At 60.2% G+C, this 19,061-nt stretch carries 16 protein-coding genes; 6 read left to right on the forward strand and 10 right to left on the reverse strand.

Features of this window, described 5'->3' with window-relative positions:
* The first annotated feature begins 92 nt into the window (after positions 1–92).
* The 3 genes from tpiA (at position 93) to pyrG (ending at position 3,167) form a co-directional block, all read left to right on the forward strand.
* Positions 93–872 carry a triose-phosphate isomerase gene (gene tpiA, locus MRBLMR1_RS06600; RefSeq protein WP_148144803.1) on the forward strand — a complete coding sequence of 260 codons (780 nt, stop codon included), beginning with the start codon at positions 93–95 and terminating at the stop codon, positions 870–872.
* Positions 873–955: 83 nt separating this feature from the next.
* Positions 956–1,402 (forward strand): preprotein translocase subunit SecG, encoded by a 447-nt coding sequence (gene secG, locus MRBLMR1_RS06605; RefSeq protein WP_148144802.1) that lies wholly within the window; start codon positions 956–958, stop codon positions 1,400–1,402.
* A gap of 136 nt (positions 1,403–1,538) precedes the next feature.
* The gene (gene pyrG, locus MRBLMR1_RS06610) at positions 1,539–3,167 is read left to right on the forward strand and encodes a CTP synthase (protein ID WP_148144801.1); all 1,629 of its coding nucleotides are present in this window, start codon (positions 1,539–1,541) and stop codon (positions 3,165–3,167) included.
* Positions 3,168–3,201: 34 nt separating this feature from the next.
* Here the strand turns inward: pyrG and MRBLMR1_RS06615 are convergent, their stop codons facing one another.
* The 9 genes from MRBLMR1_RS06615 to MRBLMR1_RS06655 all read right to left on the reverse strand — a co-directional run bounded on the left by MRBLMR1_RS06615 (position 3,202) and on the right by MRBLMR1_RS06655 (position 12,587).
* Complete coding sequence (locus MRBLMR1_RS06615; RefSeq protein ID WP_148144800.1) at positions 3,202–4,107, reverse strand: 2-dehydropantoate 2-reductase; 906 nt, start codon at positions 4,105–4,107, stop codon at positions 3,202–3,204.
* Between the two features lie 84 nt (positions 4,108–4,191).
* A complete protein-coding gene (locus MRBLMR1_RS06620) occupies positions 4,192–5,625 on the reverse strand; it encodes a cryptochrome/photolyase family protein (RefSeq protein WP_148144799.1) in 1,434 nt (477 codons plus the stop codon).
* A 53-nt stretch (positions 5,626–5,678) separates the two neighbouring features.
* Positions 5,679–6,899 (reverse strand): molybdopterin molybdotransferase MoeA, encoded by a 1,221-nt coding sequence (locus tag MRBLMR1_RS06625; RefSeq protein ID WP_148144798.1) that lies wholly within the window; start codon positions 6,897–6,899, stop codon positions 5,679–5,681.
* A 19-nt stretch (positions 6,900–6,918) separates the two neighbouring features.
* Complete coding sequence (gene moaC / locus MRBLMR1_RS06630) at positions 6,919–7,404, reverse strand: cyclic pyranopterin monophosphate synthase MoaC (RefSeq protein ID WP_148144797.1); 486 nt, start codon at positions 7,402–7,404, stop codon at positions 6,919–6,921.
* Positions 7,404–8,222 carry an indole-3-glycerol phosphate synthase TrpC gene (gene trpC / locus MRBLMR1_RS06635; RefSeq protein WP_148144796.1) on the reverse strand — a complete coding sequence of 273 codons (819 nt, stop codon included), beginning with the start codon at positions 8,220–8,222 and terminating at the stop codon, positions 7,404–7,406. The genes moaC and trpC overlap by 1 nt, the downstream gene beginning before the upstream one ends.
* Before the next feature lie 4 nt (positions 8,223–8,226).
* Positions 8,227–9,243: an anthranilate phosphoribosyltransferase gene (trpD, locus tag MRBLMR1_RS06640; protein WP_148144795.1), complete on the reverse strand. Its 1,017-nt coding sequence runs from the start codon at positions 9,241–9,243 to the stop codon at positions 8,227–8,229.
* An 18-nt stretch (positions 9,244–9,261) separates the two neighbouring features.
* Positions 9,262–11,151: a peptidylprolyl isomerase gene (locus MRBLMR1_RS06645; protein WP_500064006.1), complete on the reverse strand. Its 1,890-nt coding sequence runs from the start codon at positions 11,149–11,151 to the stop codon at positions 9,262–9,264.
* A gap of 487 nt (positions 11,152–11,638) precedes the next feature.
* Positions 11,639–11,986, reverse strand: a complete 348-nt coding sequence (locus tag MRBLMR1_RS06650) for a DMT family protein (protein WP_148144793.1) — start codon at positions 11,984–11,986, stop codon at positions 11,639–11,641.
* Positions 11,987–12,044: 58 nt separating this feature from the next.
* Positions 12,045–12,587 (reverse strand): Pycsar system effector family protein, encoded by a 543-nt coding sequence (locus tag MRBLMR1_RS06655; protein ID WP_148144792.1) that lies wholly within the window; start codon positions 12,585–12,587, stop codon positions 12,045–12,047.
* Positions 12,588–12,702: 115 nt separating this feature from the next.
* On the opposite strand from MRBLMR1_RS06655, the gene MRBLMR1_RS06660 reads away from it, so the two are divergent.
* A complete protein-coding gene (locus MRBLMR1_RS06660; RefSeq protein ID WP_206826117.1) occupies positions 12,703–16,335 on the forward strand; it encodes a FecR domain-containing protein in 3,633 nt (1,210 codons plus the stop codon).
* A 38-nt stretch (positions 16,336–16,373) separates the two neighbouring features.
* Positions 16,374–18,308 (forward strand): CHASE2 domain-containing protein, encoded by a 1,935-nt coding sequence (locus tag MRBLMR1_RS06665; RefSeq protein WP_500064007.1) that lies wholly within the window; start codon positions 16,374–16,376, stop codon positions 18,306–18,308.
* 54 nt (positions 18,309–18,362) lie between these two features.
* On the opposite strand, the gene MRBLMR1_RS06670 is transcribed toward MRBLMR1_RS06665, so the two are convergent.
* Positions 18,363–18,527: a hypothetical protein gene (locus tag MRBLMR1_RS06670; protein WP_183686066.1), complete on the reverse strand. Its 165-nt coding sequence runs from the start codon at positions 18,525–18,527 to the stop codon at positions 18,363–18,365.
* 264 nt (positions 18,528–18,791) lie between these two features.
* Between MRBLMR1_RS06670 and MRBLMR1_RS06675 the strand changes: the two genes are divergently transcribed.
* Positions 18,792–19,046 carry a DUF6074 family protein gene (locus tag MRBLMR1_RS06675; RefSeq protein WP_183821609.1) on the forward strand — a complete coding sequence of 85 codons (255 nt, stop codon included), beginning with the start codon at positions 18,792–18,794 and terminating at the stop codon, positions 19,044–19,046.
* The last annotated feature ends 15 nt before the right edge of the window (positions 19,047–19,061 follow it).

Genomic DNA, 19,061 nt, shown 5'->3' on the forward strand with positions numbered 1-19,061 from the left:
AGATGCCTGATTGTCCGGATGACCGGATTTTGAACACGATGACTGCGATCTCGTTTCGAGGTTTGCCGATAAATTGAGGAGGAAACTGCCCGATGACCCCAGACGTTCGCCCGCTTGTGGCCGGAAACTGGAAGATGAACGGCACGCGTGACGCGCTCGGTGAAATCAAGGCGATGGCGGAGGGCGTAGTCGGTCCATTGGCTGATCGTGTCGACGCATTGATCTGCCCGCCCGCGACGCTTCTTTATGTCGCAACGGCGCTGTGCACCGACAGCCCGCTGATGATCGGCGCGCAGGATTGCCATCAGAAGGTTTCGGGCGCGCATACGGGCGATATCTCGGCCGAGATGATTGCAGACTGCTTCGGAACTCATGTCATTCTTGGCCATTCCGAGCGCCGCACGGATCACGCTGAAACGGACCATCTGGTTCGCGACAAGGCTGTGGCTGCCCATCAGGCCGATCTGACCGCGATCATCTGCATCGGCGAGACTGCCGGCGAACGCGACAGCTACCAGACGCTGGATGTGCTGAAGCGGCAGCTGGACGGCTCCATCCCGGATGGCGCCACGGCTGAAAATACCGTTATTGCCTATGAGCCTGTCTGGGCGATCGGATCAGGGCTGACCCCGACGAACGAGGACATTGCCGTTGCGCATGCCTTCATGCGGTCCGAACTCGCCAAGCGCTTCGGCGACGAAGGCGCGAAGATGCGGATCCTTTATGGTGGTTCGGTCAAACCGGGCAATGCCGAGGTGCTGATGGGCATTGCCAATGTCGACGGTGCATTGATCGGCGGAGCGAGCTTGAAAGCAGCTGACTTCCTCGCCATCTACTCCGTCTATGAAGGGCTGATCGCCGAAACCTTGTAATCAAGGCTTGGAAAGAGCGATAGGCTCATGTAAAGAGCCGCAAAACTCTTGATTGTTGCCCGCGTAGGGCAGGGACCCGATACATGCAGACCGTTTTGATCGTCATCCATCTCATGATCGTGCTTGCGCTTGTCGGCGTAGTGCTCATCCAGCGCTCGGAAGGCGGCGGACTTGGCATTGGCGGCGGCTCCGGCTTCATGTCGGCACGCGGCACGGCCAATGCGCTGACCCGCACGACGGCGATCCTGGCGGCGCTGTTCTTCGTCACTTCGCTGGCGCTCGGCATTCTTGCCCGTTACGACTCGAAGCCGACCGATATCCTGAACCGTATCCCGCAAAGCCAGCAGGGCACGGGCAACGGCATTCTCGACCAGCTCGGCCCGGCACCGGCTGCACCGCCAGCACAGGCTCCCGCAGGAAACGGCGTTCCGTCCGAAACCGGCGCTGCCGCTCCGGCCGCGGGTCAGGCACCTGCTGCCGCTCCGGCTGCGCCCGCTGCGCCGTCGAACAGCGTACCGACCGGCCAGTAAGGCTCCGGTTGAGACTTCAAGCTCCGGCAGGCCAAAAGCCTGCCGGTTTTATTTTGTGAAGATTCCACAGCCGTTTTAGCGATTGGCAAAATTTCTGCTGGCGGAATCGTGTGTGAAAAGGTAACCGGTGACTCCCATGGCGCGATATGTATTCATCACTGGCGGCGTGGTCTCTTCCCTTGGGAAGGGTATTGCGGCCGCGGCCCTCGGAGCATTGCTCCAAGCGAGGGGTTACCGGGTTCGGCTGAAGAAGCTCGATCCTTATCTCAACGTTGATCCGGGCACGATGAGCCCGACCCAGCACGGCGAGGTCTTTGTGACCGACGACGGCGCTGAGACGGATCTTGATCTCGGTCACTACGAGCGCTTTACCGGGCGTTCGGCGACCAAGACCGACAACATCACCACCGGCCGGATCTACAAGAACATCATCGACAAGGAACGCCGCGGCGATTACCTCGGCGCAACCGTTCAGGTCATTCCCCACGTGACGAACGAGATCAAGGATTTCGTCACCGAGGGCAATGACGACTATGATTTCGTTCTGTGCGAAGTCGGCGGTACGGTCGGCGATATCGAGGCGATGCCGTTCATGGAAGCCATCCGCCAGGTCAACAACGACCTGCCGCGCGGCACCGTGATCTATGTTCACCTGACGCTGATGCCGTATATTTCCGCGGCCGGCGAGTTGAAGACCAAGCCGACGCAGCATTCGGTCAAGGAACTGCAGGCGCTCGGTATCCATCCCGACATCCTGCTCGTTCGTGCCGACCGGGAAATCCCGGAAGCGGAACGCCGCAAGCTTTCGCTGTTCTGCAACGTGCGCGAAAGCGCCGTCATTCAGGCGCTCGATGTCGCCAATATCTACGACGTTCCGATCGCCTATCACAAGGAAGGCCTCGACAACGAGGTTCTGGCCGCCTTCGGCATCGAACCGGCTCCGAAGCCGCGTCTCGACCCGTGGGAAGACGTCTGCAGCCGCATCAGGACGCCGGAAGGCGAAGTCACGATCGCGATCGTCGGCAAATATACCGGTCTGAAAGATGCCTATAAGTCGCTGATCGAGGCGCTGCATCACGGCGGTATCGCCAACCACGTCAAGGTCAAGCTCGAGTGGATCGAGTCGGAGGTCTTCGAAAAGGAGGATCCGACCCCTTATCTCGAAAAGGTCCATGGCATTCTGGTGCCGGGCGGTTTCGGCGAGCGCGGTTCGGAAGGCAAGATCCTTGCCGCCCAGTTTGCCCGCGAACGCAAGGTACCGTATTTCGGGATCTGCTTCGGCATGCAGATGGCGGTGGTGGAAGCCGCCCGTCATCTGGCCGGCATCGAGAAGGCCTCGTCCACCGAATTCGGCTCGACCTCGGAACCGGTCGTTGGTCTTATGACCGAATGGGTCAACGGCAATGCACTTGAGAAGCGTGCGGCAGCCGGCGACCTTGGCGGCACGATGCGTCTCGGCGCCTATAATGCAGCGTTGAAGAAGGACACGAAGATTGCCGAGATCTACGGTTCGACCGAGATTTCGGAACGTCATCGTCACCGCTACGAAGTCAATGTCGACTACAAGGACCGCCTCGAAAGCTGCGGTCTGGTGTTCTCCGGCATGTCGCCGGACGGTGTTTTGCCGGAAACGGTCGAATATCCGGATCACCCGTGGTTCATCGGCGTCCAGTACCACCCGGAACTGAAGAGCCGCCCGCTCGATCCGCACCCGCTGTTTGCGAGCTTCATCGAAGCGGCGCTGGAACAGAGCCGCCTCGTATAAGAAAAGAAAGACCCGGCTTCGGCCGGGTCTTTTGTTATGCGGTTTTGGTATTGGCGTCGCTGACGGTCTTCAGCAAGGTCAGCATTGCAGTGTTCAAGGGCGTCGCAAGGCCGTGGCGCAGGCCTGCGGCAACGACCGCACCATTCAGCGCCTCGATTTCCAGCGGACGTCCTGCGAGGCAGTCGAAATACATGGAGGTGCCTGCTTCCGGCGGATAGGCCAGAAACGTCTCAAGGATCATTTCTGCTTCATTGCCTGCAAGTTGCGCGCCCTCGGCGCGACCGACCGCCACTGCTTCGTCAAGAATGCCAAGAGATAGCTGCTGGATATCCTCGCGCTGGAAGACGCCAAGCCGCTGGCGGGTAAGCGCCGTGATCGGGTTGGCGATGACGTTGACCAGCAGTTTGCGCCATTGATAGGTGATGAATTCCGCACTGATCCCGACATCGACGGGGGTGCCTTCAAAAAGGGCCGCAAAGGCTTCCGCTTGCGCTCCTGCAGGCACAAGCAGATCGTGACCGCGGATGTGGCGCAGGCGGACATGGTCGGGGGCGAAACGTTCGCCATTGTAATAGACGATTGCCGGAAGCACGGTCGCGCCCTTCGCATGCGGGGCTACGCGCTCCTCATGGGCAATGCCGTTCTGCAGGACGGCAACCGTCGTCTGCGGCGTGCAGAGGCGTTCCAGCCAAGGGGCGATAGAGGCCACATCCTGTGCCTTGGTGCAAAGGATCACCCAGTCGACCGGTTCGGCGCCACTTGGCTCCGTCAGTGTCTTTAGCGGTATCCTTTTGCTCTCTTCGTGATGATCGAAGGTAAGCGTGTCGATCCGCCTGCGGGCGCAGACCGTCACATCATTGTCCGGTGACAAGCTGAGGCAGGCCGCGGCAACGCCGCCGATCCCGCCAAGTCCGACGACTGCGATCTTCCGTCCCGTCATTCTGATCTCTCCTCTTGCAGAAAAAGGAGATTAATCGCGGATGGAACCGGTTGAAACGTCAATCCTGCTGCAAGCGGTACTGCGTCAGCCTTTCAGGCCCTTGTAGGCTTCAAGCGCCCGGTCACGAGCCATGCCGTGATTGACGATCGGTTTCGGATAAGTCTTTCCGAGTTCCACGCCGGCGCCGGCCAAAACATGGTTCGGCGCTTCGAAGGGCTTGTGGATGTATTTCTTCGGCAGGTCTTTCAGTTCCGGCACGAAGTGGCGGACGTAATCGCCGTCGGGATCGAATTTCTCGCCCTGCAGGATCGGGTTGAAGATGCGGAAGAAGGGGGAGGCGTCCGCGCCCGAGCCGGCCACCCATTGCCAGTTGGCGGTGTTGCTGGCCGGATCGGCATCGAGCAGCGTATCGCGAAACCACTGCTCGCCGCGGCGCCAGTCGATCAGCAAGTCCTTGATCAGGAAGGATGCGGTGATCATGCGGACGCGGTTGTGCATGTAACCGGTCTGCCAGAGTTCGCGCATCCCGGCATCGACGATCGGATAACCGGTCATGCCCTTGGTCCAGGCGCTGAAATCGGCCGCGTTGAACTCCCATTCGAAGGCGTCGAACTTGTCGTCCCAGTTTTTTGTGCGCAGATCGGGAAACTCGACCAGCAGATTGTAGCAGAAATCGCGCCAGGCCAGTTCCTTGCGGTAATGGACCAGATCGTCGCGATGTTTGTCAGCCAGCCCGTTTGTGGCGTGCCAGATACGGGCAGGGGATATTTCTCCGAGCGCCAGATGCGGAGACAGTCTGGAGGTCGCGTCGATCGCCGGGAAATCGCGACCGCGTTTGTAATCATGCAGGTCGGCGTCGATCAGGTCTTCGAGCTTTTCCTGCGCACCGGCCTCGCCGGGCGTCCAGTGTCCGGAAAAACCTGCGGCCCAGTTCGGTTTTGTCGGCAAAAGTTTCCAGCTATCGAGCGCTTCGGAACGGGGATGGCTCTCGGGCGACGGGATGGATTTCGGCGGGTCAATGGGGCCATGCGGCTCGTGAAGCTTCTGCATGGCGTTCCAGAACGGCGTGTAGACCTTGAAGGCATTACCGGAGCCGGTGCGGATCAATTTCGGATCATGCAGCAGCTGGCCGTGAAAGGCGCGGATGGCGATGCCTGCATCCTTGAGCGCGATGGCGATCTCGCGGTCGACCGTGGTTCGCTCATAGGCGCGATTGACGTAGACCGTCTTTGCGCCGGTCTTGCGGGCAATATCGATGATGATGTCATCGGCCTTGCCCGTCGCAAACATCAGGTCGCTGCCCAGTGACTTCAGCTTGTCCTTGAGCGCTGCCAGGGAATGATGAAGCCACCATGCCTGTGCGGCCCCAAGCGGACCGATATCGGGCTGTACCGGTTCGCGGATATAGACGGGAATGACCGGGCCACCTGTATCGATCGCGGCATGGAGTGCGGCATTGTCGTCGAGACGCAGGTCGCGGCGGAACCAGAGGATGGCGGGTGCGGTGTCAGGCACGATCTACTCCGTTTGGGCAAATATGCCCAAGCCTACGGATTTCCTCGCCAACCGGATCAGTCGAAGGCACGGATAAGCAGGATGCGGCAAGGTTCGCCTGCTGCCAATTCCGGCGCATGCGGCGCGCGAACGATGAGACCGTCGGCATGGGCAAAGATCTTCATCATCGACGAATCCTGCTTCGGATTTGCCTCGGCGACCAGATTGCCCAGTTCGTCACGGGTGATCTTTGCACGCAGATAATCCTGCCGCTGGTCATTGGGGCGAAGCGGTCTTGCAGTGATGCCATCGACTTCGCGTCTGCGCTCCGGCAGATGAGCAAGGCGGCGCAGCAGCGGTTCGAGAAACAGCATGCCCGTAACCATGCTGGCGACCGGGTTTCCGGGCAGGCCCAGAACATGCATGCCGTCGAGAGAACCGACCATCAGCGGTTTGCCGGGGCGCATGGCGATTCGCCAGAAATCAAGCTCCATGCCGGAAGCCTTCAACGTCGCCTGCACCAGATCGTGGTCGCCGACGGAAGCGCCTCCGAGGGTGACGAGGATATTGGCACCAGCATCACGAGCGCGCTTGATCGCAGCGGAGATGGCGTCCTGCCGATCCGGCGCAATGCCGAGATCGAGAACCTCACCGCCATTGTCGCGCACGAGAGCGGCAATGCCGAATGTGTTGGATGCGATGATCTGCGCGGGAGCGGGATTGCCGCCCGGCTCAATCAGTTCGTCGCCCGTGGCGAGGATCGCCACTTTCGGCTTACGGAATACGGGAAGCGTCGGGTGGTTCATCGCGGCTGCGACGGTCAGATGCGAGAAATCGATAAGCGTACCGGCCTTCAGCACCGTTTCGCCTTCGGCAAAATCCTGACCACGAGGACGGATGTGTCGCCCGCCGGTGACCTGAAATGTCGTGCGGATGCTGTCGTCACCGATCTTTTCGGCGTCCTCCTGGATGAGGATCGTATCGGCGCCTTCCGGCACCGGAGCGCCGGTGAATATGCGAACGGTTTCGCCGGGGCCGAGAGGGCCTTCAAAGGCACGCCCCGCGGCGGCAGTGCCGATGACTGTGAGTTCTGAACCGATCTGCGGCGCATCGACCGCTCTCAGCGCGTAGCCATCCATCGCAGAGGAATTGAATGGGGGCTGGGTCAGCTTGGCCTTAATGTCAAAAGCAAGCACGCGAGCCGCTGTATCGCCCAGAGGGAGCGTCTCGATGCCGTCGACCGGGCGGGCGCTGGCAAGCAGACGGGCCTTGGCGTCTGGAACGGGCAAAAGCGCCATGGCAAAATCTCCTCGGGCTTTACGCTTTATAATGGCCGGACTTGCCGCCAGTCTTTTCGAGCAGCCTTATGCCACCGATTTCCATCGCCTTGTCGGCAGCTTTGGCCATGTCGTAGATGGTCAGGCAGGTGACGGAGACGGCAGTTAACGCTTCCATTTCCACGCCGGTCCTGCCGGTGAGCTTCGCTGTCGCTGTGACGCGCAGGCCGGGCAGGCTGTCGTCTTCCGAGATCTCGACTGAAACCTTGGTCAGCATCAGCGGGTGGCAGAGTGGAATGAGGTCGGATGTCTTCTTGGCGGCCATGATGCCGGCAAGGCGGGCGGTGCCGATGACATCACCCTTCTTGGCATTGCCTTCGCGGATCAGCGCCAGCGTCTCCGGCAACATGCGGACAAAGCCTTCGGCGGTCGCCGAACGGTCGGTCTCGGCCTTGTTTCCGACATCGACCATGTGGGCCTCGCCGGCCTGATCGATATGGGTGAGCTTGTTCGGTTGATCGGCCATCACTCGGCCGCCAGCGTGCCTGCTTGCCCGGTCAGAAGTAGCCGCGTGGCCGCGGCGACATCGTCCTTACGCATCAGGCTTTCGCCGACGAGGAAGGTGCTGATATCGACCTTTTGCAGGCGCAGGCAGTCCTCATGGGTGAAGATGCCGCTTTCGCCGACGAGCAGACGGTCCTCGCCGGTTACCATCGCCGACAGGCGTTCGCTGGTCGAAATGCTGACCTCGAAAGTTCTCAGGTTGCGGTTGTTGACGCCGAGCAGCGGCGAGGGGAGCTTCAGCGCCCGCTCCATCTCGGCTTCGTCATGCACTTCGATGAGGCTGTCCATGCCGAGTTCGGTTGCGGTCTCGTAGAGCGCCAGCGCCTCGTCGTCGGAGAGCGATGCCATGATGATCAGGATGCAGTCGGCACCCCAGGCGCGGGCTTCATAGACCTGATAGGGCTCGAACATGAAATCCTTGCGCAAGGCCGGCAGTGCGCAGGCATTGCGGGCAGCAACGAGGAATTCCGGTGCGCCCTGGAAGCTCGGGGTATCGGTGAGAACCGAAAGGCAGGCAGCGCCGCCTGCCTCATAGGCTGCTGCCAGCGCCGGCGGATCGAAATCCGAGCGGATCAGGCCTTTGGACGGGCTTGCCTTCTTGATCTCGGCGATCAGGCCGAACTGGCTGGCCTGCTTCTTCGCCTGCAGCGCCTTCAAGAAGCCGCGAGGAGCAGACTGGTCGGCAGCGCGGGCCTTGATCTCTGCAAGCGGCACCGCCGTCTTGGCTGCTTCGATCTCGACGCGCTTATAGGCTTCGATCTTCTGCAGGATATCGGCCATGATCCTATTCCTTCTCGTTGGAGACCGCCACGAGCCGGTCCAGTGCCGCAGAGGCCTGACCGCTCTCAAGCGAGGCGGTGGCTAGCAGCATAGCATCCTTGAGTGTTTCTGCCTTGCCGGCCACGACCAGCGCGGCCGCTGCGTTGCAGAGCGAGATATCACGATAGGCATTTTTCGCGCCGCCGAGGACGGCACGAAGCGCCGCGGCATTGGCAATGCCGTCACCGCCCTTCAGGTCGGCTAGCGTTGCGGGTGCAACGCCGAAATCGGCCGGGCTCAGTTCGAATTCACGGATCTTGCCGCCTTCGAGTGCCACAACCTGCGTTGTGCCTGTCGTGGTGATCTCGTCGAGACCCTGGCCGTGCACGACCCAGACGGTTTCGGATCCCATTTCCCGCAGTGTTTCGGCAATCGGCATCAGCCATTGCGGCGAATAGACACCAAGCAGCTGGCGTTTTGCGCCGGCCGGATTGGAGAGTGGACCGAGCAGGTTGAAGATCGTCCGCGTACCGAGTTCAACGCGGCTCGGGCCGACATGGCGCATGGCTGCATGATGCATAGAGGCGAACATGAAGCCGATGCCAGCCTCGCGGATACAGCGTGCGATCTGGTTCGGGCCGATCTCCAGGTTGACGCCGAGCGCCGAGAGCGCATCGGCCGTGCCGGATTTCGAGCTGAGCGCACGGTTGCCATGCTTGGCGACCGAGAGGCCTGCCCCCGCCGCGATGATCGAGGCGAGCGTGGAGATGTTGTAGGTTCCGGCGCCATCGCCGCCAGTGCCGACGATATCGACGGCATCCGCCGGCGCTTCGACCCGCAGCATTTTGGCACGCATGGTCGAGACGGCTCCGGTCATTTCGGCAACCGTTTCGCCCCGTACCCGGAGTGCCATCAGGAAGCCGCCGATCTGCGACGGCGTCGCTTCGCCGGACATGAGAATTCCGAAGGCGTCATGCGCCTCTTCGCGGGTCAACGATTCGCCGGTGGCGACCTTGGCGAGGAATGGCTTCAAGTCAGGCATTTTCGGCATCTGCCTCAATTATTGAACGGTGGATGCGGACTGATCGAGGACAGTCTGGTTGATCGAGACGCCATAACGATCCTTCAGGCTGTTGACCATCTGATCAAGCATGTCGTCGCCTGCTGATTCCGCGAGGCGCTGAAGCTGCGGGTCATTGGCCAGTTCATCAGACGGAGCCTGCTCGACAGCGGTCACCTTCATCAGCATGCGGCTTTCGCGATCTGCTGCAAGGGCGGTGCCTGTCGTGTCGACGGGACCGGAGAAGGCGGTCGTGATCGCTTCCGCGCCGAAGATCGCATCTTCGGCGTTGCGGCGCAGGCCGGTCTTCGTTTCGACGGCGATGCCGAGGTCCGCGGCAATCGCGGCCAGAGTTTCGCCCTTGTCGAGACGAGCCTTCAGCTCGGTTGCCTTGGCGGTCAGGGCTTCGCGCTGCTGCTCGGCGGTCCAGTCAACCACGACCTTTTCACGTACTTCATCAAGCGAACGCTCGCGTTCCGGCGTTACGTTGCGAACTTCGAACCAGATGTAACCGACATTGCCGAGGCTGACCGGGATCGTGTCCTGGCCAGGTTCTGTGCGGAACACTTCGGCGATCAGGTTGCTGGCAGCCGGAAGATTTGCGATTGGCTGTTCCTTTTCGTCCTGGCCGGAGGCATCTGCCGTCACGGTGACGAGCTTGAGGTTCAGTTCCTTGGCAGCGTCATCGAGTGTCGCGCCACCGCCGCGCAGATCCTCGAAACGGTCGTGGGCGCTGGCGATTTCACGCGAGGCGGCTGCAACCGCCATCTGCTGACGCAGTTCTTCCTTCACTTCGTCGAAGCCGCGGGTGCTTTCCGGGCGGATGTTCGATACACGCAGGATGACCGAGCCGAACGTGCCCTTGATGACAGGGGTGGTGCCACCATTGGCCGAAACCTTGAAGGCCGGTTCGGCCCAGGCAGGGTCCGGGATGCTCTGCTTGGTAAAGTCACCGAGATGGACGTCGGTCGGGGTCTTGCCCTGATCCTTGATGATCTGGTCGAACGTGGTCGTGCCGTCGCGCAGCTGCGTTGCTGCTGCATCCGCCATTTCCTTGTTCGGGAAGGTCAGCTGTTCGATCGTGCGGGTTTCGGGTGTCTTGTAGCCGTCCTTGCGCTTGTCGTATTCGGCGCGCAGCTCGTCATCGGTAATCGAGGAGGCGTCGGCGATGTCGCTCGGCTCTAGCTTCACATAGGCGAAGTTGCGGTATTCCGGTGCGCGGTACTTGGCCTTGTTGGCGTCGAACCACGTGGTCAGAACGTCATCCGCCGGTGCCTTGACCGGATCGATATTGGCGTTCGACAGAAGCAGATAATCGACTGTGCGCGCCTCGTCGCGATACTGTTTCAGCGCATCGAGCATGACCTGCGGCGGCTTGAAGCCGTCTGAAACGGCTTCCACGACCTGGCTGCGGACGGCGACCTTGCTGCGTTCGGCAATATAGTCGTTTTCGCGCAGGCCTGCGTTGCGCAGGCGCGAGGAGAACAGGTCATGGTCGAACTGGCCGTTGGTGCCCTTGAAAGCCGGATCTTCACCGATCAGGTCTGCCAGGCGCTGTTCGGAAAGACCGAGATTCATGTCATCGGAAAGCTGGTCGAGGGCTGCACCTGCCGAAAGCTGGGTCAGAACCTCACGGTCTATGCCGAAGGAGCGGGCCTGCTGGGCGGTCAGCTGGGTGCCGAACTGGCGGCTCAGATTGGCGATCTGACGCTGATAGGCAAGCCGGAACTGCTCGGTGGAAATTTCCTGGTCGCCGACCGTCATCACGGTGTTCGCATTCGAAGCGATCAGCGACTGGCTGCCGCCCCAGATGGCGAAAGAGGCAACCAAGAGCAGAAGCAGAGACTTCGCGACCCAGGAGCGGGCGGCGTTTCTGAGAGAATCAAGCATCGATCAACATACCTAAAGACAGTCTGCCGCCCAGTTCTGGCGGATGAAGCACTGTCTCTAGAACAAACTTCGGCGGAATAGAAGGTACTGCCGATGAAAAGGCCGCGAGCGTCAGCACGGCCACTATGTTCTCTTGTGAAATCCCGTGCAGCGAGAAGAACCACGCAAGGCAAAGCCGGCATGGTGGAAACGGGAATGGAGCAGGCAGTGGCATTTGGTGGGTTGGTAGATAATCGATCTGCCTGCCCCGGCCAAATCATCCGGGTTTTCGAGACGTGTCAGTTCCCGTTTGCCCCGATCTTTCGACCATCACCGGAAAACCGATCCGAAATCCGTTGAGGAGGCCGGTTCGCGTACCCGGTTTCCCATCCGATGACAGGCCGATTGTCGCGCATACGGCGGTTGCGGGGATGAAACGGCACTGCGACAAAATCTAAGTTGCCGCGACGCCAGCGGATTGTTTTCCAACGAGGCCGGCAACGTCCCGTTATTTGGTGAAGATGAAGAAGGCGCCGAGCGCGATGAACCCGAAACCGATCGCCTGTTTCCAGTGGAACGATTCGCCCAGATAGAAGACCGAGAAGATGACGAAGACAGAGAGCGTGATGATCTCCTGGATCGTCTTCAACTGGGCGGCATTGAAATAACCGTAGCCGATGCGGTTTGCCGGGACCTGGGCGCAATATTCGAAAAAGGCGATCGCCCAGCTGGCGAGAATGACAAGATAGAGCGGCTTGTTTTCGAACTTCAGGTGACCGTACCAGGCAAATGTCATGAAGACGTTGGAGAGAATGAGCAGGCCGATGGTCAGGAAGGGTGTCAGGGCAGCATTCATTGGCGGGGGGTCCATGGGCGGGGCCAGAAGGGGAGGCCGGGAAAGAGAGGGATTCGCGTCAGGTTGCAAGAAGCAGAATTACATAGGCCAAAACGGTGAAAACAAGGCCGCGGAATGCATAGGCCACAAAGCGGTATTTCTGCCGGGCGATCAGCGACAGGACATCGGCATTGTCGAGATACTGGTTGAACAGATAGCTGACATCGCTGTGCTGGGCGGCCTGTTCGAAAATCGGCCGGTGCTGGGGCCAGGTTCCCCAGAAAAGCGAGGTGGATTTGTCGATGTGACGCGGCAATACGACCATGATGGCCGAGATGATTGACGATACGGACGTAATCGCAAGCGCGCCGGAGACGATGACGACCAGCCAGCTGCCCTCTGTGTAGCGGGCAAAGGTGAATACGCCGCGTCCTTCTGCCGACGAGATCAGAAAGGCAAGCATGAAGGTGAAGATATAGGCAGCCTTCTGATCGGAGATCTTGATCTGATCGTAAAAGACATCGTTCACCTTGCGGATATGATTGATGTATTCTTCCGTGACGACGCCTGTCGCCATCGGCATTTCCAGCATTTCTGTCGGTGCGCTGTCGAAATCGCTCATTACTCTTGAGATCCCTCGTTCAAGTGTCTCCGTGTTAATACACCTTCCTCTTAAAGCAAGGTGACATCGGCTCGAAAACTTGACAGTTTATATGTTTGTGTCCACAGGTTGCGGCATGCGCGGGGTGCTCAATCGATTTTTATTTGCGGTTTCTTTGACGCTGCTTGGTGCCGGGGGTGGTCTTCCCGCGCGCAGTGAGCCCGTGCCGCGTGATGGCTCAGTTGCCGGCGCGGTGATTGCACGCAAGACGGGCGAGGAAGTCCGTTTTATCGACGTTTCGAACTGGCAATTCGTGGATTTGAGGCAGGATCTCGTCGGCGGAGATGTGCTGCGGACGAATGCGACCGGGCAGCTTGCAATCCTGTTTTCCGACCGGACGCAGATCCGTATGGGCCGCAATGCGACGCTGGTGGTGAAGCAGGTTACGTCAGGTTCGGGTGCCGATACGGTGCTGGAACTGCAGGCCGGGACGATCTGGGCGCGCGCCGAGCGCGGCGGGCCGGGCGTCGAGGTGCAGACACCGGCAGCGGCCGCCGCCATTCGTGGAACCGACTGGACGATGACGGTCGATGGGGCAAGGACATCGCTCAGTGTGCTCGAAGGCGAGGTGCGGCTCAGCAATCCGCAGGGCAGTGTCGATGTGCGTGAGGGCGAAGGTGCCGTCGCCTCGATCGGCCAGGCGCCGCAGAAGGTGGTGATCGTCGATAGCGATGATCGCGAGCAGATGCTGTTTTATTTGCCGGCACGGGAGGCTTTCAGGCGGATGCCTGCATCGAACCAACCGGTGGCGCAGATGCGCAGGCAGGCCGACCGGATTGTCGCCAAGCCGGCTGGTGAGCGCACGACGGAGGAATGGGTGACGCTGGCCGAGACACAGCTGACGCTCGAAGGACGCCCCGCAGCGCAACGGACGCTTGGCGCGCTTGAGCGGCGCTCGTTGACCGCGAACCAGAAGGCCCGGCTCTCGCTGATCGAGGCGATCATGCTGGCCGAAGACAAGCATTATGCCGAGGCGGCAAAGCTGTTCGACAAGGCTCAGCGCGGGCTCGATGCAAAACGACGAGGTGTGGCGCTTTATGGCGGGTATTATGCCCGCAGTCTTGCCGATCCGACCCGGGTGGAAAAGATGCCGCGGAGCGTCCAAGGGCCGGATGCGGCGTTCCTGCGGGCCTATGCGGTCGGCTTCCTGCAGGATCTGCGCGCGGCAATGGGCGTGCTGAAGGATGCCGAGCGGCAATATCCGGACGATCCGCAGCTTCCGGCCTATAGGGCAATGCTGGCGCTTCTTCTCAACGACAGGCCGGAATATCAGCAGGCGGTCGATCGATCACTGTCGCTCGATCCGAACGAGCCGACGGCGCTTGAGGCGAGGGCGCTCTACAGGGCGGGATTTCAGGGCGACAACAGCGGCGCCATGGAGGATCTCGAGGCCGCCGCTCGGGTGACACCCGGCAGCAGCTCGACGTGGAATGTGATCGGCAATGTGCAATCCTCCCGCGATGCCAACCGCGAAGCCGAGGCAGCCTTCCTGAAGGCGATCGAGCTTGATCCTCAGGATCCCATCCCGCATGCAAATCTTGCGATCTTCTATCTCGATACGGGCCGAATCGAAAAGGCCAAGGCGGAGATCGACAAGGCCATGGCCGTTGATCCGGCCTTCGATCTCGCGCTTGTCGCCCGCGGGCGCTACTATCTGCAGACGGGCGAGGTGGACAAGGCTGTCGAAGACCTGCTGGCCGGCACGGTTGCCAATCCCGCCTATTCTCAAGGACAGCTGATGCTGGCCGCCGCGCATTACGAGAAGGGCGATCGCGTCGCTGCAAACCAGGCACTCGACAATGCCGACCGGCTGGATGACAACGATCCGGTTATCGCGGCGGTGAGGACGGCGCTGGCGATCGACGATTACGATTCGGTCGGGGCGATCCGGCATGCGCAGGAATATCTGCGACGGTCGAAGGCGCGGGGGGGCGAGTTCACCTCCGTCGGTGCCAATCACGAGGCCGGATCTACACTCAACGATGCGTTTCGTTTGCAGGGGCTGGATGCCTGGGGCGAATATTATGGCGATGCGGCCTTCGACCCGTTCCAGGCGGCGGCCTATGTTGACCAGAGTTTGCGCGGCAGCAGCGATCCTTTCGTCGACAATTATTTCTATGGCGACAATGTCATTACCAACGAAGGCAACAGCCAGGCGTTTTCCTCTCTGTTGCAGGGCCTGTTGCTTGATCCGCATATCATCTCGGGCCGTTCGCGCGAGGCGAACCTGTTGAAGCAGCCTTTCTTCGAGGTCGAACTCGGAGGCGGCTTCACCACGGCAGGGGGCGAGGCGGGATATACGGCGGAAGGCGAGGTACAGGCCTATCGAAACCTGCCGTTCCCGGTCAGCCTCTATGCGAACCTGCAATGGCAGAAAGTGCCGGATGCGCGTGATACCGGGGCGCTCACGGATCTCGAAACCGAAAACAAGCTGCTTGGCGGCAATGCCTACCTCACGGCAAGCCCGACGGCTTATGATCGGCTAGTGTTTTATTTCAACGACGCAAAAAGCGATGTTTTTCGCGATTTGACCGGGGATGTCGGCGGTACCACATTGAGGACTTATCAGGATGTCTCGGCTCGCGTGACCAATGCCGGTCTGGGTTGGAGCCATACAGTTGCCTACCAAAATGTGGTCAATGCTGCTCTGCTTTATGGCGGCATAAGCAGCGATGACACCCAGTCGCTCGATATCACGCCACCCGGAGGCCCGCTTGTCACAGTTTCCGCCCGGGAAGAATTTCGGCAGCGATCCTATATAGCCGCGGTCAATCACATGGTTGGTGCGGACGATTTTACCTGGCGATACGGTGTGGAGGGAGGCCGGATCGATGGGCGTGTATATCGCGGTGTTACCGGGGCGCCTGGCACTACCGATTACGATGAAAGCACGGTCGGGCGGGTTTATGTCGATCTTCTGCATGAAATCAGCGACAGTCTGAAGGCGGAATATGCCCTGTTCGGCAGCTATATCGATGGCGAGACGTCGGATGTGGCGCGCATCGAGCCGCGGATCGGGCTTGCATGGTCACCGACGGACGGTCAGTGGCTGCGGGCAGGGTTCATGCGAAGCAGCATCGACCTCACGACACCGACCTTGTCGCCGATCGGTATCGTCGGCATCCAGCCGAATGCGATCTCGGTCGGGACGGAAGGGTATGTCGATACCTATGCCCTGCGATGGGATGCCGAATGGACGCCTGATTTCTTCACGGCGCTGCAATATCAACACCAGGAGATGGATCATCCGCGCATTCCGATTCCCTTGGTCTCGACACCGTTTACCACGAGCGAAGGGCGGCTCGACCGGGCGAGCCTGACGGCCAATGCGGTGCTCGGGGCGGGTTTCGGCCTGTCCTCGACCGCCGCCTATACGGATTCCGAGGATCAGGGTTCGGGCACGCCGACATCGGGCGGGCCGCTACCCTTCGTGCCGGAATGGGCGGGGCAGGTGGCACTGACCTGGGTCAATCAGGCGCATGTCAAGACGACGCTTGCCGCCAATTACATCGGCGACCGTGTCAACGAGGCCGGCGTGTCGCTCGATGACTACTGGACGCTCGATGCCAATCTTGTCTGGGAACCGTTCGACAAGCGCTTCGAGTTTGAACTGGCTGCCTACAACCTGCTGGACGAGGATATCGAACTGAACAACGACATACCCGGCTGGGGGCGTTCGTTCAAAGGCACGTTCAGGGTCCGGTTCTGATGCAATCCGGCTCACGATGGCGATTTGCGCGCCGATTGATGGCTGCGCGCTCCCTGCAGGTGCTGCTTCTGTCGGTATTCGTCTTCGGCGCGGTGGCTTTGCTTTCTCGCCTGCCGGGCTGGGCGCTGATGGACTATCGGGCTTTCGATTATCTGTCGACGATCCGCGGACCGGGTGTGCCTTCGGACGATATCGTGATCGTCGCGATCGATGAACCGTCGCTTGCCGACATCAACATGCAATGGCCGTGGCCGCGAAGTCTTCATGCCCGGCTTGTCACGCAACTTCGAGATGCGGGCGCAAAGGTTATCGGGCTGGACATCATCTTTTCCGAACCTTCGTCATCCGTGAATGATCAGGCGCTGGCCGATGTCATGGGACCCGACGTGGTTCTGGCGGCCGACGAGACGATCGTTACCGCGGAGCAGGCCGACCAATATATCCGGGTGATGCCGCTCGAGATTTTTACATCAAGGGGAGCCGCTGCCGGAATAGCCTCGATATCGCTCGATCGCGACGGTGCATTTCGACGTGTACCGGCGATTGTCGACGGGTTTGCGGCCACCATTGCCGTTGCGGGCGGTAATGCTGTCGAGGTCCCGGACGAGGGGAGGCTGGTGCAGGTCTTCGGGGGGGCGAGAACATACAGGACGGTTTCCTATTATCAGGCGCTCGATCCCGTCAATTTTCTGCCGCCGGGTTTTTTCAAGGACAGGACGGTTATTGTCGGCCTGAGCCTGCAGAATGCGCCTTCCATCGCCAGCGGAGGGGCCGATGCCTTTGCCACCTCGCATACGGTTCATGACGGACGCCTGACAGCCGGTGCCGAAATACAGGCGACGATCCTCGACAATCTTCGTTTCGGCCGGTCCGTTACCGAACTACGCGGATCGTTGACGCAGGCGACAGTCTTGCTGTCGGCGCTTTGTGCCTATCTGCTTGTGCGCCGGCGTACCGGGTGGAAGACCATAATCGGCGTCGCTGCCGCGGTTCTGCTTCTTGCCGGCGGAAGTTATCTTGCGCTTCACTGGGCCGGGCTGTTCGTGTCGCCGCTTGCGCCATCCTTTGCCTTTGCCGGCGTCGCCGCGGCCCAGGCGACACTCGATTATGCACAGGAGCGCAAGAGCCGCCGACAGATCACGCGGGCATTTTCCCAATATCTGGCGCCGGCGCTGGTGGCGCAACTGGCCAAGGATCCGAGCAAGCTGAAACTCGGTGGCGAGAAACGGTTCCTGTCCATCCTGTTCTGCGACGTGCGCGGGTTCACAACCATATCGGAGCAGCTGAAGGACGACCCGGAGCAGTTGACTGCACTGATCAACCGGCTTCTGACGCCGCTTTCGCAGATCGTGTTGTCCCATGGCGGGACGATCGACAAATATATCGGCGATTGCCTGATGGCGTTCTGGAATGCGCCGCTCGACGACCCGGACCACGCCGTCCATGCCGTGTCTGCGGCGCTCGACATGCTTGCCTCGATGCAGACGCTGAATGACGAACTGCAGCATGAGGCGGAGGCTGACGGGCGACGGTTCTTTCCGTTGAGGATCGGCATCGGGGTGAACACCGGCGAATGCGTCGTCGGCAATATGGGGTCGGAACAGCGCTTCGATTATTCGGCGCTCGGCGATGCGGTCAACCTGGCGGCCAGGCTGGAATCGGCATCGAAAGCGTATGGCGTTTCACTGCTGATCGGCGAAAAGGCGGCGGATGAAATCGGTGGGATTTTTGGCGTCTTTGAACTCGACAGGATTGCCGTCAAGGGCAAACAGGAGGAAACGCGCGTCTTTGCTGCCACCCGAAACCGGGACACTTCATTGACTGAGCGGCACAAAGACGTTCTGTCTCTTCATTACGAGGGCAGAATGCCGCCGGTCGATCTTATAGGGATGCTGGCGCAGGAGGTTCCCGAACTGGCGGTTTATTACCAGCGGATGATGCCCGAAGATGATCAGCCGCCGGTATCCGACTAGAGCCTTGAAGCAATTACGGATGCAGAACCGCATCCTGTGTTGCCGGACCTGCTTTTAATGCAGGGTTTCCATGACGGGTTTTTCGTTGTCCATGATGCTGAGCGCCTGGAACAATGCCTCGACGAGAATGTCGGTCAGGCCGTCCATGTCGTTTTCCTGCAGGAAGAGCGCGATAGACTGGTCCGACGGCTGGTTCACGTGATCAAGTTCCTTAGACATTCATTGTCCCTTTCATCTGTCCTCATGACGTGTGTGGGACATCTTTCAATGCTTCGGCTTGCGCCGGGCTGTTTATCAATCGCCTGAGCGTCCCTCGAAACAGTGAGTTAAGCCTAACTCGATCCTAACATATTGTCCGAAAATGGGACGGCAAGGCCTTGAATCGGAACCAAAAGGTTTTTGATCGGTTCACTTTTTGTGAAGGTCTGGCGGCGAAAGTGCCTTCATGTACGGGCGATTCGGCCCATCGAGTATGGAGATGGCATGACACTGCTGCAGTTCCCCGCCGACCGGCGGACCGCCGACGTAAGACGATGCGCCGACGCTCTTCAGCGTCTTCACGGTGAGGAAGCAAATCGTTTCTGGCGCACTGAAATGGCACAGTTCGCCAAGGGGTTTCGGGCTCAGGGGGTCGAGGAAGAAGAAATCCGCCATCAGGCCGCGATCTTCATGCATGCCGTGCAGATGGAATTGCAGATGGCCTTTGCCGAAGACGAGCGCGACGCTTCTGCATACTGAGGAATTGCCGGTTTT

The sequence above is a fragment of the Neorhizobium sp. LMR1-1-1.1 genome (assembly GCF_040675795.1).
Classification (GTDB): Bacteria; Pseudomonadota; Alphaproteobacteria; order Rhizobiales; family Rhizobiaceae; genus Neorhizobium; species Neorhizobium cellulosilyticum.

Excerpts from the sequence above, each read along its gene's own strand:
- trpD (WP_148144795.1), bottom strand. The coding sequence starts at position 9,243 with ATGCCTGACTTGAAGCCATTCCTCGCCAAGGTCGCCACCGGCGAATCG.
- MRBLMR1_RS06645 (WP_500064006.1), bottom strand. The coding sequence starts at position 11,151 with ATGCTTGATTCTCTCAGAAACGCCGCCCGCTCCTGGGTCGCGAAGTCT.
- secG (WP_148144802.1), top strand. The coding sequence starts at position 956 with ATGCAGACCGTTTTGATCGTCATCCATCTCATGATCGTGCTTGCGCTT.
- trpC (WP_148144796.1), bottom strand. The coding sequence starts at position 8,222 with ATGGCCGATATCCTGCAGAAGATCGAAGCCTATAAGCGCGTCGAGATC.
- moaC (WP_148144797.1), bottom strand. The coding sequence starts at position 7,404 with ATGGCCGATCAACCGAACAAGCTCACCCATATCGATCAGGCCGGCGAG.
- MRBLMR1_RS06650 (WP_148144793.1), bottom strand. The coding sequence starts at position 11,986 with ATGAATGCTGCCCTGACACCCTTCCTGACCATCGGCCTGCTCATTCTC.
- tpiA (WP_148144803.1), top strand. The coding sequence starts at position 93 with ATGACCCCAGACGTTCGCCCGCTTGTGGCCGGAAACTGGAAGATGAAC.
- MRBLMR1_RS06670 (WP_183686066.1), bottom strand. The coding sequence starts at position 18,527 with ATGTCTAAGGAACTTGATCACGTGAACCAGCCGTCGGACCAGTCTATC.
- MRBLMR1_RS06615 (WP_148144800.1), bottom strand. The coding sequence starts at position 4,107 with ATGACGGGACGGAAGATCGCAGTCGTCGGACTTGGCGGGATCGGCGGC.
- MRBLMR1_RS06625 (WP_148144798.1), bottom strand. The coding sequence starts at position 6,899 with ATGGCGCTTTTGCCCGTTCCAGACGCCAAGGCCCGTCTGCTTGCCAGC.
- MRBLMR1_RS06660 (WP_206826117.1), top strand. The coding sequence starts at position 12,703 with ATGCGCGGGGTGCTCAATCGATTTTTATTTGCGGTTTCTTTGACGCTG.
- MRBLMR1_RS06675 (WP_183821609.1), top strand. The coding sequence starts at position 18,792 with ATGACACTGCTGCAGTTCCCCGCCGACCGGCGGACCGCCGACGTAAGA.
- MRBLMR1_RS06655 (WP_148144792.1), bottom strand. The coding sequence starts at position 12,587 with ATGAGCGATTTCGACAGCGCACCGACAGAAATGCTGGAAATGCCGATG.
- pyrG (WP_148144801.1), top strand. The coding sequence starts at position 1,539 with ATGGCGCGATATGTATTCATCACTGGCGGCGTGGTCTCTTCCCTTGGG.
- MRBLMR1_RS06665 (WP_500064007.1), top strand. The coding sequence starts at position 16,374 with ATGGCTGCGCGCTCCCTGCAGGTGCTGCTTCTGTCGGTATTCGTCTTC.